The sequence below is a fragment of the Brachybacterium sp. EE-P12 genome, assembly GCF_003711805.1.
Classification (GTDB): Bacteria; Actinomycetota; Actinomycetes; order Actinomycetales; family Dermabacteraceae; genus Brachybacterium.
This window is the reverse complement of record NZ_QXCP01000006.1, coordinates 284,990-300,944: the sequence shown is the minus strand read 5'-3', so window position 1 is coordinate 300,944 and position 15,955 is coordinate 284,990. Positions and strand designations below refer to the sequence as shown.

13 protein-coding genes are annotated in these 15,955 nt (G+C 74.1%); 3 read left to right on the top strand and 10 right to left on the bottom strand.

Annotation, left to right across the window (positions count from 1 at the left end):
* Positions 1 to 12 precede the first annotated feature (12 nt).
* From D1648_RS10865 to D1648_RS10845, 5 genes are all read right to left on the bottom strand, one after another.
* The gene (locus tag D1648_RS10865) at positions 13 to 1,881 is read right to left on the bottom strand and encodes a transketolase (RefSeq protein ID WP_122941632.1); all 1,869 of its coding nucleotides are present in this window, start codon (positions 1,879 to 1,881) and stop codon (positions 13 to 15) included.
* Between the two features lie 96 nt (positions 1,882 to 1,977).
* A complete protein-coding gene (locus tag D1648_RS10860) occupies positions 1,978 to 2,727 on the bottom strand; it encodes a PIG-L deacetylase family protein (RefSeq protein WP_122941630.1) in 750 nt (249 codons plus the stop codon).
* Between the two features lie 10 nt (positions 2,728 to 2,737).
* Positions 2,738 to 3,829, bottom strand: a complete 1,092-nt coding sequence (locus tag D1648_RS10855) for an FAD-dependent oxidoreductase (protein ID WP_122941628.1) — start codon at positions 3,827 to 3,829, stop codon at positions 2,738 to 2,740.
* A gap of 50 nt (positions 3,830 to 3,879) precedes the next feature.
* Positions 3,880 to 5,184: an O-acetylhomoserine aminocarboxypropyltransferase/cysteine synthase family protein gene (locus D1648_RS10850; protein ID WP_122941625.1), complete on the bottom strand. Its 1,305-nt coding sequence runs from the start codon at positions 5,182 to 5,184 to the stop codon at positions 3,880 to 3,882.
* 120 nt (positions 5,185 to 5,304) lie between these two features.
* A complete protein-coding gene (locus D1648_RS10845) occupies positions 5,305 to 6,183 on the bottom strand; it encodes a siderophore-interacting protein (RefSeq protein ID WP_122941623.1) in 879 nt (292 codons plus the stop codon).
* 111 nt (positions 6,184 to 6,294) lie between these two features.
* On the opposite strand from D1648_RS10845, the gene D1648_RS10840 reads away from it, so the two are divergent.
* Both D1648_RS10840 and D1648_RS10835 read left to right on the top strand, forming a co-directional pair.
* Complete coding sequence (locus D1648_RS10840; protein ID WP_122941621.1) at positions 6,295 to 7,809, top strand: NAD(P)/FAD-dependent oxidoreductase; 1,515 nt, start codon at positions 6,295 to 6,297, stop codon at positions 7,807 to 7,809.
* Between the two features lie 252 nt (positions 7,810 to 8,061).
* Entirely contained in the window at positions 8,062 to 9,474 is a 1,413-nt protein-coding gene (locus D1648_RS10835; RefSeq protein WP_122941870.1) for a peptide MFS transporter, read from the top strand.
* Between the two features lie 21 nt (positions 9,475 to 9,495).
* Here D1648_RS10835 and D1648_RS18235 read toward each other — a convergent pair whose 3' ends face one another.
* From D1648_RS18235 to D1648_RS10820, 5 genes are all read right to left on the bottom strand, one after another.
* A complete protein-coding gene (locus D1648_RS18235) occupies positions 9,496 to 10,245 on the bottom strand; it encodes a UvrD-helicase domain-containing protein (RefSeq protein WP_370239791.1) in 750 nt (249 codons plus the stop codon).
* A gap of 385 nt (positions 10,246 to 10,630) precedes the next feature.
* Positions 10,631 to 11,713, bottom strand: a complete 1,083-nt coding sequence (locus D1648_RS18230) for a UvrD-helicase domain-containing protein (RefSeq protein ID WP_241155447.1) — start codon at positions 11,711 to 11,713, stop codon at positions 10,631 to 10,633.
* 183 nt (positions 11,714 to 11,896) lie between these two features.
* Positions 11,897 to 12,022 carry a hypothetical protein gene (locus D1648_RS18390; protein ID WP_255414291.1) on the bottom strand — a complete coding sequence of 42 codons (126 nt, stop codon included), beginning with the start codon at positions 12,020 to 12,022 and terminating at the stop codon, positions 11,897 to 11,899.
* Positions 12,023 to 12,167: 145 nt separating this feature from the next.
* On the bottom strand, positions 12,168 to 13,454 hold the full coding sequence (locus D1648_RS10825) for a hypothetical protein (RefSeq protein WP_241155446.1): 1,287 nt from the start codon (positions 13,452 to 13,454) through the stop codon (positions 12,168 to 12,170).
* Positions 13,455 to 13,500: 46 nt separating this feature from the next.
* Positions 13,501 to 15,201: a sodium:proton antiporter gene (locus D1648_RS10820; RefSeq protein ID WP_122941618.1), complete on the bottom strand. Its 1,701-nt coding sequence runs from the start codon at positions 15,199 to 15,201 to the stop codon at positions 13,501 to 13,503.
* Positions 15,202 to 15,351: 150 nt separating this feature from the next.
* Here D1648_RS10820 and D1648_RS10815 point away from each other — a divergent pair, with 150 nt between their 5' ends.
* Positions 15,352 to 15,900: an HNH endonuclease gene (locus tag D1648_RS10815; protein ID WP_122941616.1), complete on the top strand. Its 549-nt coding sequence runs from the start codon at positions 15,352 to 15,354 to the stop codon at positions 15,898 to 15,900.
* Positions 15,901 to 15,955: the final 55 nt, after the last annotated feature.

Here is a 15,955-nt window from a genome sequence, read left to right as displayed (position 1 = left end):
CTCTGCGGCGGCTCAGCTCTCCAGCGCCGCCTGCGCCGCCCGAGCGATGTGGGCCGCGTCGATCCCCGCCCACTCCAGCAGCTCGGCGGTGGTGCCCGAGCCGGGCACCCCGTCGACCGCGAGATGCGTGAGCTGCAGATCCCTGACCGGCTCCTCGGCGAGCGCCGCGAGCACCGCGGCGCCGAGACCGCCCTCGCGGTGGTGGTCCTCCGCGACGACCGCACGCCCGCCGGTGGCGGCGACGGCCTCACGGATCGCGACTCCGTCGATCGGCTTGACCGAGTACGCGTCGATCACCCGCGCGGACACCCCGGATTCGGCCAGGAGGTCGGCGGCGGCGAGCGCCTCGTGGAGGGTGACGCCGGCGCCGATCAGGGTGACCGCGTCCGCCTCCGAGCGGCGCAGCGTCTTCGACCCGCCCACCGGGAACGCCTCTTCGGGCCCGTAGAGCACGGGCCGCCCGCCGCGGGTGGTGCGCAGATAGCTCACGCCGGACAGGTCCGCCATCGCGAGCACGAGCGCCGCGGTCGAGGTGGCGTCGCTGGGGTACAGCACGGTGGAGCCCTGGGTGGCGGCGATCATCGCGAGGTCCTCGAGCCCCATCTGGGAGGGACCGTCCGCACCGATCTCGACCCCCGCATGGGAGCCGACGAGCCGCAGGTCCGCGCGGGAGACCGGGGCCATCCGGATGAAGTCGGCCGCGCGGGTGAGGAAGGCCGCGAAGGTCGAGGCGTAGGCGATGTACCCGCGGGTGGACAGGCCGGTGGCGGCGGCCACCATCTGCTGTTCGGCGATGAACATCTCGAAGAACCGCTCAGGATGGGCCTCGACGAAGTCGGCGACGCCGGTGGAGTTCGAGACCTCTCCGTCCAGCGCCACCACCCGCGGATCGACGTCGGCGAGAGCGCTCAGGGCCGGCCCGTAGGCCTTGCGGGTGGCGAGCTCCTCCCCCAGCTCGAAGGTCGGCAGCTCGACGCGCCCGCGCCTCGTCGCAGGGCGCTCGACCTCGGGCGGCCGCGGACCGCGCACCTGCAGCGACCGCTCCCCGCCGAGGGAGGAGACCGCCTCCTCGGCGCGCTCCGCGGGCATCGGCTTGCCGTGCCAGTCCTCCTCGTCCTCGACCCCGGGGATTCCCCTGCCCTTGACGGTGCGGGCGAGGACCACCAGGGGGCGCTCGAGCTCGCCGTCGGCGCGCGCGAGGGCGGCGTCGATCTCGCCGATGTCGTGCCCGTCGATCACCACCGCCTGCGCGCCGAAGGCCTGGACGCGGGCGGCATAGGCGTCCATGTCCCAGCCGAGCGCCGTCTCGCCGCGCTGGCCGAGGCGATTCACGTCGACGATCGTGACGAGATTCGTGAGCCCGTAGTGGGACGCGGTCGCCAGGGCCTCCCACATCGAGCCCTCGGCGAGCTCGCTGTCACCGGTGAGCACCCAGACGCGGTAGGGCGCCTGCTCGAGCTCCTTGCCGGCCAGGGCGATGCCGACGCCGTCGGGCAGCCCCTGGCCGAGCGAGCCGGTGGCCACGTCGACCCAGGGCAGCACCGGGGTGGGGTGCCCCTCGAGCCGCTGGTCGAAGCGCCGGTAGCCCTCCATGAGCTCCTGGTCCGAGACGACGCCCGCCGCCTTGAACACGGAGTACAGCAGCGGGGAGGCGTGCCCCTTGGAGAAGATCAGGTGGTCGTTGCCGGGGGCGTCGGGAGCGTCCCAGTCGTAGCGCAGATGGCGCGACATGAGGGTGGCCAGCAGGTCGGCGGCGGACAGGCTGGAGGTGGGATGCCCCGAGCCGGCGGCGGTCGAGGAGCGGATCGAGTCGACCCGCAGCTGGGCGGCGAGCTCGGGGACCTGCTCGAGGGAGAGTCCGTCGTGCATGGTCGTGGTCATGGGAGAGTCCTTCCGTGGCGGATCCTGCCTGACCTCCCCACCGTAGGAGCCCGTGCGCTGGACGGCCAGGGGTCGGCCGACCGTTCGGTCCTGCGCTCAGACCTCGTGCACACGCAGCACGACGGCGTGGTCCGTGCCCGCGGCTGCTCCGCCCTCGCGCAGGATCTCCGGGATGAACTCCTCCGGCGCGGGATGCCCGGTCACGTGCGCGAGATAGGCCTCGTGGGCCTGCAGCGAGGCGACCGCCGCCGCGATGTCGCCCTCCCCCACCGCCACGGCGTGGGTGGGTGCGGGGTGCCCGGCCACGAGCAGCGCCCGGGCCTCCCAGGCGGCGAGTCCCTCGCGCTCCGCGAGCTCGCGGAACACCCACGGGTTCGCGGCGTCCCGGCAGGCGTCGGCGGCGGCGAGGCCTGCGGCCCGGTGGTCGGCCTGGTTCAGGCTCCCGTAGGCCTCGACCTCGAAGTTCGCGGTGAGCACGAGCTCGGGGCGCACCTGGCGGATCACACGGGCGATGTCGCGCCGCAGCGTCAGGGAGTGCTCGAGCATCCCGTCGGGGTGGTCCAGATATCTGAGGTCCTCGACGCCCACGCGCGCGCAGGCGCTGCGCTGCTCCCGCTCCCGCAGCGGCGCCACCACCTCGGGCGCCTCGGCCATCCCGGCCTCGCCGCGGGTCAGCAGCAGATAGGTCACCTCGATGCCCGCCCCGGTCCAGGCGGCCACGGCGGCGGAGGTCCCGTACTCCATGTCGTCGGGATGGGCGACGACGCACAGGACGCGCCGCACCCCCTCCGTCGGCAGTGCGGGCAGGGCGGCGGCCTCGGGGTGCTCGGTGCTCTCGGTGCTCATGTCCGGCACCTTAGGCGGGCGCGAGCTCGAGGTCGAGGTCCTTCACCAGGCGGTTCACCGCGGCGCGGCCCGCCCGGTTCGCGCCGATGGTGGAGGCGCCGGGGCCGTGGCCGACGAGGTGGATGCGCGGATCCGCGGCGACGGCCGTGCCGTCCATGGCGATCCCGCCGAGAGGCCCGACGAGGCGCAGCGGACGCAGGTGGCGCAGCTCGTGCCGGAAGCCGGTCGCCCACAGGATCGCGTCCAGCGCCGTGCGCGTCCCGTCGGACTCGAGCACCCCGCCGGGCAGGATCCGGCGCGGCATCGGGCGACGCTCGAGGATCCCGCGCTGCGCGGCGCGCCGCAGCGCGGGCGTCCACACCAGTCCGGTGTGGGAGACGACGCTGCCGACGGGCCGCCCCTCCCGCACCGCGTCCCACACCCCGGCGACGGCCTCGCGCCCGGCCTCCTCGGTGAACTCCCGCTCGCGCAGCACGGGCTCGCGCCGGGTGTACCAGGAGGTCTGCCCGACCTCGGCGATCTCCTGCAGGTGGCCGAGGGCGCTGATCCCGCCGCCGACGATGCCGACGTGCTGACCGGCGAACTCCTCCGCTGCGACGTACTCGGCGGTGTGCAGCTGCCTGCCGCGGAAGCTCTCGGCGCCGGGGACGGCCGGGACGAAGGGGCGCGTCCAGGTGCCGGTCGCGTTCAGCACCGCGCGGGTGCGCAGCACGGGCAGCTCGCGGCCGTCGGCGCCGACCGAGTGCACCAGGAGCGGCTGCCACGGACCGGGCGGGGCCGACGGGTCGTCCTCGACGCGGGTGACCCGCACCGGGCGCTGGACGTCGAGCCCTCGGCGCTCCTCGAACCGCGCGAAGTAGTCCGGCACGGCGATGTTGGCGGGCGTCGCGTCGTCGGCCTCGGGCACGGGCATGTCCGGCAGCTCGCGGATCCCGTTGACGGTGGCCATGGTCAGACTGTCCCAGCGGTGTCGCCAGGCCCCTCCGGGCCCGTCCTCGGCATCGAGCACGGCGACCTGACGCACGCCCCGGCGCTGCAGGTGATGGGCGGCGGAGAGCCCGGCCTGGCCGGCACCGATCACCACCGCGTCGAGAGCCCTCATGCCCGGTCCAACAGCTCAGGCGCGGCCGGTGTTCCCCGGAGCGAGCAGGCTCACGCCCCGATCGCAGCGGCCTCCGGGAGGGCGTCGCGGGCCGCGGCGAGGCCCCGGGAGAGATCCGCCCAGAGGTCCTCGAGGTCCTCGAGGCCGACGCTGAGCCGGACCGTCCCCGTCCCCACCCCGCAGGCCTCGCGCTGGGCGGAGGTGAGATGGCAGTGGGTGGTGCTCGCCGGATGGCAGACCAGCGAGCGGGCGTCGCCGAGGTTCACGGCGAGCGCCCACAGCTCGAGAGCATCGCAGAAGGCGGCCGCGGCGGCTTCGCCGCCGTGCAGGTCGATCGAGAACACGCCCGAGGTGCCGCGCGGGAAGTCCCGGGCGGCGAGGTGCGCATCGGGGCGACCCGGGATGCTGGGGTGATGGACGCGGGCGACCTCGGGCGCGGCGGCGAGGCGGCCGGCGAGCTCGACGGCATCGGCGCTGATCTTCCGCAGCCGCAGGTCGAGGGTCTCGATGCCGACGAGGATCTGCTGGGCGCTGGTGGCGGGCAGGGTCGCCCCGAGGTCGGTGACGTACTTGGCGCGGGCGTAGGCGAGCAGTCCCGAGGCGCCGCTCGCGTACTCGTCGGCGAAGGTCACGCCGAAGCGACGGTTCGGGGTGGTCAGCCGCTCCCACCGCTGGGGACATCGCCTCGGGTCGAAGCGGCCGGTGTCCACGATCAGCCCGGCGATCGTGGTGCCGTGCCCGCACAGGTACTTCGTCGCGGAGTGCACCACCACGTCCGCACCGTGCTCGCCGGGCCGGTAGAGGGCGGGGCTGGCGAGGGTCGAGTCCACGATGACGGGCACGTCGCGGCGGTGCGCGATGTCGGTGAGGACGTCGAGGTCCAGCAGCTGTGCGCCGGGGTTCGCGATCGACTCGACGATCGCGGCGCGCGTGTCCTCGGTGAACGCCGCCTCCCAGGCGTCGAGGTCCCAGGGATCCACGACGGTGGTGGTCACGCCGAGGTCGGCGAGGGTGTCGTCGAGCAGCTCGGTGGTCCCGCCGTAGAGGCGGGAGGAGGCGACGACGTGCCCGCCGGGGGCGGCGAGGGCGCACAGGGCGATGGTGGTCGCAGCCTGTCCGGAGGCGACGGCGATCGCGCCGATGCCGCCCTCGAGCGAGGTGATCCGCTCCTCGAGCACCGCGGTGGTCGGGTTGCCCGAGCGGGAGTACGCGAAGCCGTCGGCCCGCCGCTCGAAGAGGGCGCGCAGCGCGGCGTGGTCGGGCTGGGCGTAGGCGCTCGAGGAATAGATCGGCGGGGTCAGCGAGCGATGGCAGTCGCTCGCCGCCCAGCCTGCATGGATCCCTGCCGTGCTCATGTGGCCTCCTCGGTCGTGCTCTCCGCGATCACCCGCGGCGAATGAGCACCATCGTGGGGCACGCCGGGGCACGGCGCCCAGGAGCGTGACGAAATGTTGCGGCGCGGGGCGGGACCGCCGTCAGTCGTCGGTGTCGATGGCGCCGACCGGCTCGCGCTTCTCGGCCTGGAACTGGTCCTCGATGCGGCCCAGCGCCCAGTAGGCGGAGATCGAGATCTGGTCACGCGGGATGCCGGCCTCCTTGACCAGCAGGCGCCGCAGCTGCTTGGTGATGCCGCGCTCGACGTGGCAGAACACGCCCAGCCCGGCCGGGTCGGAGAGGTCGAGCGCGCCGACCTCGTCCAGGAGCTGCTCGCGCGGGCCGAGCACCCAGCGCAGCTCGACGCCCTCGGGGTGGACGAGGTCGAGCACGTCCTCCTCGTGGTCGAGGTGGATGAGCGCGAGCCCCTGGGCGTCCGGCTCCATCGACTCGAGCGCGGCGGCGATCGCGGGCAGGGCGGCGTGGTCGCCGATCAGGAGGTGGCGGGTGGACTCGGGGGACGGGGAGTAGCCGCCGCCTGCGCCGTTCATCGCGATGAGGTCGCCGGGCTGGGCCTCGTCCGCCCAGCGCGCCGCGACGCCCTCGTCGCCCGGCTCGCCGTGCAGGACCACGTCGATGTCGATCCGCTGCGCCGCATCGTCCCAGCGGCGCACCGTGTACGTGCGGCGGGTGGGGAGCAGCTCCGGGCTCCTCTCCCGCAGCGCGTCCAGGTCGTAGGGCGGGGTCAGCCCGGAGTGCGGATCGGCGATCAGCAGCTTCACGTAGGCGTCGGTCTGCTCGTTGCGGTTCAGCGCCGCATAGCCCTCGCCGCCCAGGGTGAGGCGCAGCAGGCGCGGGGAGATGCGGGTCTTGCCCAGCACCTCGAGCACCGCCTGCGGGCGGTTCTTGCGAGCTCGGCGCTCGGCGGGCGCAGCGCCCTGGGCCTGGGGGGAAGCGGTCTGCGAAGCGGTGGTCTGCATGCTCACCACATTACGCTACTTCGATGTCACGTAAATATGGGCACGGTCGTCGTCCACGCCTCGGGACGATCGCTCGCGGTCCCGCCGCCCGACCGGTCTAGGCTGGCCGTCATGAGCGCGCACCCGACCTCGGAGGCGGACGTCGTCGTGGTGGGCTCGGGCCCCAACGGCCTCGCCGCCGCGGTCACCCTCGCCCGGGCGGGCCTCGCGGTCCACGTGCTCGAGGCGGAGGACACGCCGGGCGGCGGTGCACGCACCCTCGACCTCGGCCTCGCCCCGGGCATCGTGCACGACATCTGCTCGGCCGTGCATCCGCTCGCCCTCGCGAGCCCCTTCTTCGCCGCCTTCGACCTCGCCTCCCGCGGCGTGCGGACGGTCGCGCCCGAGGCCTCCTACGCACAGCCGCTGGACGACGAGCCCGCCGCGATCGCCTGGCACGACGCCGAGCGCACCGCCGAGGGGCTCGGGGCCGACGGACCCGCCTGGCGGGCGACGCTCGGTGCCCTCGCCCGGGAGCAGGACCTCGTCGTCGAGCTCGCCCTCGGCGACAAGCGCTCGCTGCCCCCCGCCCTGCGCACCCCGCGCGCCGTGCCCGTCGCGGCGCGGTTCGCCTCGCTGCTGGCCCTGCAGGGCACCCCCGCCTGGTCCCTCCCCTTCCGCACCGAGCGCGCCCGCGCCCTGCTGACCGGGGTCGCCGCCCATGCGATCGGGCGCCTGCCCTCCCTCGCCCTCAGCGGCGGCACCGCGGCGCTCCTGGCGACGATCGCCCACGGCGAGGGCTGGCCGGTGCCCGTCGGCGGATCGCAGTCGATCACCGAGGCGCTGCTCGCGGACCTCCGCGCCCACGGCGGCACCCTGACCACGGGGCACCGCGTGCGCAGCTGGCGCGACGTGCCGCCGGCCACGGCCGTGCTGCTGGACGCCCCCGCGCCCGTCGCCGCCGAGATCCTCGGAGCCCGGCTCCCCCGCTCCCTCGAGTCGATGCTGCGCCGCACCCCGCGCGGGGACGCCGCCGCGAAGGTCGACTTCGTCCTGTCCGGGCCCGTCCCCTGGCGGGACGCGGAGGTCGGCCGCGCCGGCACCCAGCACCTCGGCGGGACCCGCGAGGAGATGGCGACCACCGAGGCGGAGGTCGCCGCGGGACGCTTCCCGCGCCGCCCCCTCACTCTCGTCAGCGATCCCGCGGTCGCCGACCCGAGCCGGATCCGGGACGGGCTGCGGCCGCTGTGGACCTACGCGCACGCGCCGCAGGGCGACCCGACCGATCCCACCGAGCGCATCACCTCGCAGATCGAGCGCTTCGCCCCCGGCTTCCGCGACCTCGTCGTCGCCTCCCGCGCCGTCCCCGCCGCCGAGATGGAGCAGCACAACCCCGCGCTGCTGGGTGGGGACATCTCCCTGGGCCGGGTGACGATGGCGCGGATGATCGCCCGCCCCACCCCGCTGCCGGACCCCTATCGCCTCGGCGGGACCGGCTGGTACCTGTGCTCCTCGGCGACCCCGCCCGGTCCCGGCGTGCACGGCATGTCCGGATGGCACGCCGCGCGACGCGTGCTGCGGCGCGAGTTCGGGATCCGCACGATGCCGGACCTCGCCCCCGCCCTGCCCGCCGACCCGACGATCTGACCGATCGGATCACGCATTGTGCGCACCGCGAGGCCGCGGAGCGCGCATTTCGCCCGACGACTGTCACCTCACACCCACCCGCTGCTGCATTGCACGGTGACGGTCCGTGGCGCAGGATGAACCACCGTGAATCCTCCGACAGCCTCAGCTCCCACGCCCGCGCCCTCTGACCCCGTCGGCGGCGCCGGCGGCGGGGTCGCCGCGGAGCCCGCCGACACGCCCGAGGCGCACAACCCCAGCGGACGCAGCTTCATGGGCCAGCCCGGCCCGCTCGCGAACCTCTTCAGCGTCGAGCTGTGGGAGCGTTTCAGCTTCTACGGCATGCAGGGCATCCTCGCGATCTACATGTACTTCGCCGCGGCCGACGGCGGTCTCGGCATCGACGAGAACGTCGCCCTCGGCATCGTCGGCGCGTACGGCGGCTCCGTCTACCTCTTCTCGATCCTCGGCGCGCTGGTCTCGGACCGCCTGCTCGGCCCCGAGAAGACGCTCTTCTCCTCCGCCGTGATGATCATGTTCGGCCACATCGCGCTCGCGCTCGTACCCGGCGTGGTCGGCCTCGGGCTCGGCCTGCTGCTCGTGGGCGTGGGCTCGGGCGGTCTGAAGTCGACCGCGGCCACCCTGGTCGGCTCCCTGTACACGCGGGACGACCCGCGCCGCGACGCCGGCTTCTCCATCTACTACATGGGCATCAACATCGGTGGTCTGATCGGCCCGCTGGTGACCGGTCTCGCGCAGCAGCTCTGGGGCTTCCACCTCGGCTTCGGCCTCGCCGCCGTCGGCATGGCCGTGGGCCTGCTCCAGTACGTGCTGACCCGCAAGGGCCTGCCCGAGAGCGTGCACTCCGTGCCCGATCCGCTCCCCCGTGCGCAGCGTCCCCTCTGGGCGCTGATCGGCCTCGGCGTCGTCGTGCTCGTGGTGCTGCTGGCCGTGACCGGCGTGCTCAACGCCGGGAACCTCGCCACGGTCGTAGCGGGCCTGTCGGTCCTCGGCGCGATCGTCATCTTCGCGATCCTGCTGGCCTCGAAGAAGCTCGACGCCGACGAGCACTCGCGCGTGCTCTCCTTCATCCCGCTGTTCATCGGCACCGCTGCGTTCTTCGCGCTGTTCCAGCAGCAGTTCACGGTGATCACCCTGTACTCGGACACGCGGCTGAACCGCGAGATCCTGGGCTGGGAGATGCCGATCTCCTGGGTCCAGTCCTTCAACCCCTTCTTCATCATCGTGCTCGCCCCCGTGATGGCGGCGCTGTGGACGAAGCTCGGCACCCGCCAGCCGATCACTCCGCGCAAGTTCGGCGTGGGCATCATGCTCATGGGCTCGGCCTTCCTGCTGTTCCTGCCGATGGCCGCCGTGGTCTCGGTGCCGGTGCTGTGGATCGGGATGATCATGCTGGTGGCGACGGTCGGCGAGCTGTGGCTCTCCCCCGTCGGCCTCTCCCTGGCCACGAAGCTCGCGCCGCGCTCCTACCCGGTGATGATGATGGCGCTGTACAACCTGTCGGTGGCGCTGGGCACCGCGCTCTCCGGCGCGCTCGCGGGCTTCTACTCCGCCGAGAACGAGGTCGGCTACTTCGGCACCCTCGGCGCCGTGACCATCACGATCGGCGTGCTCATGCTGCTGGTGGCGAAGCCCGTCGGTCGGGCCATGCGCGGGGTGCGCTGATCTCGACCCCGCAGTCCGCCCTCACGGGGTGACCGGGTCCGCGAGGATCAGCAGCTCGGCCGTCGCCCGGGTCATCGCGACATAGCGCGCCGCGGCCCCGGACGCCCCCGCCCCGAGGGCGTCCGGGCGCGCGAGCACCACGAGGTCGAACTCGAGGCCGCGGGAGAGATCCGGGGTCAGGGCGCGGACCCGGGGCCCGGCCCGCCGAACCGTCCCCGCGAGCACGTCGAGCACGTGCTCGGCCCCGAGCACGCCGACGGTGCCCTCCGCATGACTCCCCAGCCAGGCGTCCAGCTCCTCCCGGAGCCGCTCGAGGGAAGCGTGGCGCACGGGCACCCCGGTGCTGCGGATCGACAGCGGCACCTCTGCCCCGGGACGGGCCTCGTGCAGAGCCTCAGCCGCCACGTCCATGATCTCGGAGGGGGTGCGGTAGTTCAGGCCGAGGCGTGCGATGCGCGCCCCCGTCAGCCCGACCGGCCCCAGGAGGCCGTCCCAGCCGCCGTCCCCCTGCCCGGACTGGGCCGGATCCCCCACGAGCGTCAGGCTGCGGGAGGGGCAGCGCCGCGTCACCATCGCCCACTGCGCGAGGTCCAGCTCCTGCGCCTCGTCGACGACGATGTGCGCGAACGGACCGGAGAGCCGGTCCGGCGGCGGCACGTCGACCACCGCCCGGTCCGCGAGGGCCTGCTGCATGTCGGCGCCGCGCAGCATCGACAGCACCTGCATCTCGGAGGAGTCCGTGGCGATCATCTCTTCGAGGCCGAACTCCACCTCCTCCAGAAGGTCCTGCTGCAGGGCTCGGCCGCGGCTCCGCTCCTGCTCCGTCTCGGGATCGCCCAGACGGTGGCGGGCCGCGTCCAGCAGCGGCAGGTCGGAGAGGGTCCACTCGCGCGGCTCCGTGCGCTGGAGGGAGCGGACCTGCTTCGCGGAGAGGTCCGGGGCGCAGCGCCCGAGGAGCTCGGGGGACGTGTAGAGCTCGGCGAGGAGGTCGTCGGCTCCCAGCAGGGGCCAGCTGCTCCGCAGCTCCTGCCGCAGTTCCTCGTCCCGCTCGAGCGCCGAGCGCACCTCCTCGGGGGCGACCGACCGTCCGCGCTCCGCGTCCAGTCGTGACGAGACGATCTCGGAGAGCTCCTCCAGGATCGGATCGTGCCCCTCGTCATGGGGCAGGCCCGTGGCGGCGGCGAAGGCGTCGCCCCAGTCGGCCGCGTCGAGGTGGACGACGCCCCAGGGGGTCTCGAGGAGCAGCGTCTCCTGCGGGGGCCGCTCGTGGAGCGCGACCGCGCGCTCGATCGCTGCGAGCATCCCGGCGCCGCCCTTGAGCCTCGCGAGCGCGGCGTCGTCCTCCGGCGCAGCATGCTCGCCCTCGGGGACCATCTCGACGAGGGTGCAGGGTGAGCACCCCCTCCTCGCCGAGCCCCGGCAGGACGTCGGCGATGTGGTGGAGATAGGGCCGATGGGGGCCCACCACGAGGAGCCTTCCCCGGCCTCCCGCGAGGTGCGGGTCCTCGTGGAGCAGGTAGGCCGCACGGTGCAGCGCGACGACGGTCTTGCCCGTGCCGGGTCCGCCGTCGACGACGAGCGGTCCCCGCGCCGGTGCCCGGACGATCGCGTCCTGCTCCGCGGCGAGGGTGCCCAGCATGCTGTCCATCCGCGTCGTGCGCGCGCGGCCGAGCAGCTCGTGCAGGGCGGAGTCCTCGTCGGGGCTGAGCGCCTCGGGCGCGTGCGCCGTCGCTCCGGGGTCGAGCACCTCGTCCCAGTAGTCCCGCACGAGGCCGCCGGCCCAGCGGTAGCGGCGGCGCGAGGCGAGGCCGAGGGGCTCGGCGCGCGTCGCGGCGAAGAAGGGGCGCGCCGCCTCGGTGCGCCAGTCGATCATCAGCACCCGTCCCTCGGCGTCGTGCACCCCGCGCCGTCCGATGTAGAGGGCGGGAGAGCCGTCGGCCGGGATCATCCGCCCCAGCACCGCGCCGTCACGGATCCCCTCCAGTCCGCGCAGGCGTCGTCGTGCGTGGTCGACCCGCGCCTCGCGCTCGACGCGGCCCTGGGCCCCGTCGGCACCGCGCGCCAGGTCCGCGGCGAGCTCGCGCTCGGTCGCGGCGAAGGCGGCCTCGAGCGCGAGGTCGATCCGGTGCAGCTGCTCCTCGTCGTCGGCGATGCGACGGGGCGCGGCCTTGGCGGCGAGCCGCGCGGGAAGGTCGAAGAGTGTGTGCGGGCCGCGCGCGGCGGTGGTCTGTGTCGGCATGGCTCCCCTGAGGTTCCGGGTCGGACGCATCGCGCGGCGTCGCGATGCGAGGGGAGAGTCTGACGTCCCGAGGGGGCCTTGCCGCAAGCCCCCCACCAGGGCTTAGGCTGGGGGCGCGCCAGGGGGCGCTGCGGCGTCGGCGCCCACCGCGCGACGGAGCCGGTCGTCGGCGTCGGTCGATCCTCAGCTGCTGGTCAGCGGAAGAAGCACGCCGATCGCGGCGCACACGATCCCGAGCCCGCCGGCGACGGTGTTCAGCGTCTCCCCCGTCGGGCCGCCGATCAGCAGGGACGCGAGGAACGCGAGCACGGCGAGGGCGCCGACGACGGTGATGGCGAGGATCCGGAGGCGGCGGACGGCGGGACGGACGGGCGGGCACCGGGAGTGGCCATGCCCTCACCGCAGAGCAGAGCGGACAACTGTGCAACAGCTCACATTCCGGACGTCTCCGAGGTCAGTCGCGACGCAGCAGCCCGACCAGCGCGAGCATCACCGCCGGACCGCCGCGGAAGATCCCGTCCTCGTGGGTGAGCACCCCGCAGTCGACGAGGTCGCCGAGATCGTGCAGCACGCGGAGAAGGCCCGCGAGAGCGGCGCCGTCCCGCGCCCCCGGGGAGCGCTCCGGCCCGGGCGGCAGGCGCAGCCCGTTCTCCCCGCAGGCGACGAGGAGCGCGGCGATCGTGTCCGGCATGCCGCGGAAGCCGCCGTCCTCCGCGCTGCGCGCCTCCCGGCCCAGCAGCGCGGCCGTGATCACCGCATGCCCGAACTCCACGAACGCCTCGCCGTCCTCCGGCCCTGCGGCGGGCACCGGCCCCGGCACGGCGCGGACCGTGCCTCCGGTGAGCTCGAGCCAGCCTCCGTCCAGCAGGGTGGTCCACACACCAGCGAGCTCCGGACGGTCCCAGAGGCTGCGGGCGCCGGCGGCGAGGCCCAGCCGCTCCAGCAGCGCCTCGGTCTCGGCCCGTCCGAGGCCGCCCGTCGCCGTGGCGCGGCAGCCCTCCCCCACGGCCTCGAGCACGATCCCCGCACGCACCACGAGCGGGCAGTCCAGGTAGGCGTCGACGTCGTCCTGCGCGTCGAGCTCGCCGAGCGGCCGGCCGTCGTCCTCGAGCGGGGGCAGGAACCACGGCCAGGCGTCCTCCTCCTCGTCCCGCAGTCGCTGCGCACGCTCCCGCAGCGGATCGAAGGGCGCCGAGGGCCGCTCGAGGCGCCCGGTCCCCGAGATGGCGAGCCGCTCCCGGTCCGGGAGCGCGTGGAACCAGTGCAGGTAGTCCGCGAGCTCGTCCTGGTCCTCGAGGTCGACGCCCAGAGCGAGCCCGTGGCCGAGGACGTTCGTGGACCAGGACCGGCGGGTGGGGTCGTCGGCCGCCTCGAGCGCCGCGAACTCGAGCTCGTCCAGCAGCTGCGGCACCTCCTCCCGCCGCATCGACCCCGCCTCCCAGCGACCCGTCTCGTCGAGGAAGCCGAACAGGCGCCGCAGCGCGGGGACCATGTCCATGAGCTGCTCGCGGGGCTGGACGACGGTGCGGGGCACGACGTCGGTGAGCAGCGCACGGGTCTGCTGCGCGGTCCACAGCCCCGGGGAGGGGCTGCCGAGCCGATCCGCCTTCAGCCGCAGCAGGGTCTCCAGGGTGCGGATCTCCTCGGCGGCGGGGGCGTCGGCGTCCGTCGCGAGGCGTCGGGCGCCGTACTCGGACAGCAGCTGCTCCCGCTCCGCCTGCTCGTGCTCCTCCTGGGCCATGTCCCCAGCATGACGCCCCGCGCCGCGCCGTGCCAGCGTCGCGGCATCAGTGCGCGCCGCGCCGCGTGGCGGCGGCGTCGAGCACGCGCTGGGCGGCCGCGATGGTGCGGGAGTCGTAGGCACCGATCGAGCGCGCCTCGTTCAGCGCGTCCTGCTCCACCTCGAGCAGGAGCTGGTTCAGCTCCGGGATCTGGGCGCCGAGCGTGTCGGCGCTCGCCTGGGGGACGGCCTCGTCGCGGCGGGAGTAGAGGGCGCGCACCTTCTCCAGCACCTCGTCGTCGAAGCGTTCGCCGTCGCGGCGGTGCAGGTCGGGGTTGTCGAGGACCTGCCCGGTCGCGGCCTGGCGCATCTCGCCGAGCAGCAGCGAGAGCTCGCGGTGCGCCGTCTCCTGGTCGGTGCCGCGGATCCCGAGCACCCGGATGAGCAGCGGCAGCGTCCCGCCTTGTCCCACGAGCGTCACGAGCGCCACCACGAAGGCGAGCAGGATCAGCTGGGAGCGGTAGGGGAAGTCCAGCGGGAGCGACTGCGCGGCGGCGAGCGTGACCACGCCGCGCATGCCCGACCAGGCGAGCACCGCCCCGCCCCGCCAGCCCAGGCCGTTGCCCGCGTAGAACCGGGCGTCGGCCTGGTTGCGCTGCAGCCACCGTTCAATGCGGGCGCCGCGGGGATGCTGCTGGAAGCGCTCGTCGTTCGAGACCTGGGTGAGGATCTCCTCGAACCTCCGCGCCTTCTCCTCGTGCCCGGAGCGGCGCCTGCGCGCGGTGAGGATCACCGGGGCGACGAACACGCCCCGGATCACCACGAGCGCCGCCACCATCGCCAGGCCGATCCACACGGAGTCGGCGACGGAGAGGCCGGCTCCCTGGACGTCGACCACGAGGGCGCGCAGCTGCAGCCCCATCAGCAGGAACACCCCGTTCTCGAGCAGCATCTGGGCGGTGAGCCAGTTGATGCGCTCGGCGTTGCGGTCCGGGGCGCTCAGGCGCCGCACGCCGCTCGCCCCGGTGGCGAGCCCGGCGGCGACCACGGCGAGGACCCCCGAGGCGCCGGCGGACTCGGCCGGCAGGAACGCGAGGAAGGGGACGACGAAGGAGATCGCCGTGGTCAGGGTGGGCTGGGCGATGCGGGAGCGGACCTGCACTGCGACCGCGCCCACCACTGCTCCGATGACCACCGCGACGGCGACCGCGTAGGCGAAGGAGCCGGCCGCCTCCCAGAAGGAGAAGGCCCCCGCCGTCGCGGCCACGGCGGTGCGCAGCAGCACGAGCGCCGTGGCGTCGTTGACCAGGCCCTCCCCCTCGAGGATGGTCAGCAGGCGAGGCGGCAGGCCGAGCCGCTTGCCGATCGAGGTCGCGGCCACCGCGTCCGGCGGGCTGATCACGGCGCCCACGGCGACCGCCGCGGCGAAGCCGAGGTCGGGGAAGATCCACCACAGCAGCGCCCCGGTGCCGAAGGCGGAGACCAGCACCAGCACCACCGACAGCGCCCCGATGGTGCGCAGGTCGCGGCGGAAGTCGACCACCGGCATGTTCACCGCGGCCGAGTACAGCAGCGGGGGCAGCACGACGGCCAGGATCAGCTCGGGGTCGGGTTCGATGTGCGGCATCCCCGGCAGCAGGCTCAGCCCCAGGCCGAGCACCACCAGCACGATCGGGGTGGCCAGGCCGAACTTCGAGGCGAAATAGGAGGCCGCGACGATCACGAGCACGGCCACGACGGCGACCAGCTCGAGAATCTCCACGTCCATGCACGGAGTCTAGGGGCCCGTCCCCCGCCGTCCACGGGAAATGCCTGGAAGCGGGACCGGGGCCCGTGGATACTGGAGGGGCTCGGTCCACGAGCTCCTCCCGCCCCCGGGCCGCGGCATGCGCGGCGCGCGACGACAGGAGGTGCATCGATGCCGCAGGTGAGGGTCTACAACCTCGGCTACGACCCGGAGACCGGGATCGGCGAGCTGCTGCACACCACGACCGTCCGCCACGCGATGGGGATGATCCGTCGCGAGGTCGCCGCACCCGTCGAGCTCACGCTCGTCGAGGAGCGGATCGTGCCCACCGCGCTCGAGCTGACGCGCGAGCTGAGCGGTGCCTGGGTGGAGGGCGCGGGACGGCGCTCCGTCGGGTTCAGCTACCGGGCCGTCCATGAGCGGGACCACTGGACCTGCGCGTACTGCGGGCGCAGCGTCTCGCGCACCCCCGCTCGCGAGGCCCTCCTGGCGACCGTGGACCACATCCAGCCGGTCTCCCGCGGCGGGCCGTCCTCGTGGACGAACCTCGTCTCGGCCTGCAAGGAGTGCAACAACCGCAAGGCCGACCGCACTCCGAGAGAGGCGGGGATGCCGCTTCGCTTCGCCCCCTTCGATCCCTCCCGCTCCTACCGGGTGGGAGGTCACGTCGAGGACCTCCCGCGGCCCTCGGAGACGGACGACGCGCTGGTCATCGGCTGACGTGACGAGAACCGCACCGCGATCACCTGCACGTATCTCATATGCGAGTTACTGT

Excerpts from the sequence above, each read along its gene's own strand:
- D1648_RS10865 (WP_122941632.1), bottom strand. The coding sequence starts at position 1,881 with ATGACCACGACCATGCACGACGGACTCTCCCTCGAGCAGGTCCCCGAG.
- D1648_RS10860 (WP_122941630.1), bottom strand. The coding sequence starts at position 2,727 with ATGAGCACCGAGAGCACCGAGCACCCCGAGGCCGCCGCCCTGCCCGCA.
- D1648_RS10855 (WP_122941628.1), bottom strand. The coding sequence starts at position 3,829 with ATGAGGGCTCTCGACGCGGTGGTGATCGGTGCCGGCCAGGCCGGGCTC.
- D1648_RS10850 (WP_122941625.1), bottom strand. The coding sequence starts at position 5,184 with ATGAGCACGGCAGGGATCCATGCAGGCTGGGCGGCGAGCGACTGCCAT.
- D1648_RS10845 (WP_122941623.1), bottom strand. The coding sequence starts at position 6,183 with ATGCAGACCACCGCTTCGCAGACCGCTTCCCCCCAGGCCCAGGGCGCT.
- D1648_RS10840 (WP_122941621.1), top strand. The coding sequence starts at position 6,295 with ATGAGCGCGCACCCGACCTCGGAGGCGGACGTCGTCGTGGTGGGCTCG.
- D1648_RS10835 (WP_122941870.1), top strand. The coding sequence starts at position 8,062 with ATGGGCCAGCCCGGCCCGCTCGCGAACCTCTTCAGCGTCGAGCTGTGG.
- D1648_RS18230 (WP_241155447.1), bottom strand. The coding sequence starts at position 11,713 with ATGCCGACACAGACCACCGCCGCGCGCGGCCCGCACACACTCTTCGAC.
- D1648_RS10825 (WP_241155446.1), bottom strand. The coding sequence starts at position 13,454 with ATGGCCCAGGAGGAGCACGAGCAGGCGGAGCGGGAGCAGCTGCTGTCC.
- D1648_RS10820 (WP_122941618.1), bottom strand. The coding sequence starts at position 15,201 with ATGGACGTGGAGATTCTCGAGCTGGTCGCCGTCGTGGCCGTGCTCGTG.
- D1648_RS10815 (WP_122941616.1), top strand. The coding sequence starts at position 15,352 with ATGCCGCAGGTGAGGGTCTACAACCTCGGCTACGACCCGGAGACCGGG.